Annotated in this window: 1 pseudogene; it reads right to left on the bottom strand. The window is 63.6% G+C overall.

Going from position 1 to position 225, the window contains the following annotated elements:
• A pseudogene (locus VK92_RS38845) lies at positions 1-225 on the bottom strand (glutamine synthetase); the annotation flags it as partial.

Genomic DNA, 225 nt, shown 5'->3' with positions numbered 1-225 from the left:
GATCGGCATCAGCGCGGGCGTGTATTTCTGCAGCCCCGCGAGGTAGTTGTAGAACATCGACGTCGCGCCGCCGGTTTCGGGCGACGTGAACAGGTTCTGGCCCGTTTCCTCGTCGACGATGCTCTGGTGCACGTGCATCGCCGAACCCGGTTCGTCTTCCATCGGCTTGGCCATGAACGTCGCGTACATGTTGTGACGCAGCGCGGCCTCGCGCACCGTGCGCTT

It is taken from the genome of Burkholderia sp. LK4 (assembly GCF_001043615.1).
GTDB classification, from domain to species: Bacteria; Pseudomonadota; Gammaproteobacteria; order Burkholderiales; family Burkholderiaceae; genus Burkholderia; species Burkholderia cepacia.
This window is presented reverse-complemented; position numbering and strand designations above follow the sequence as displayed.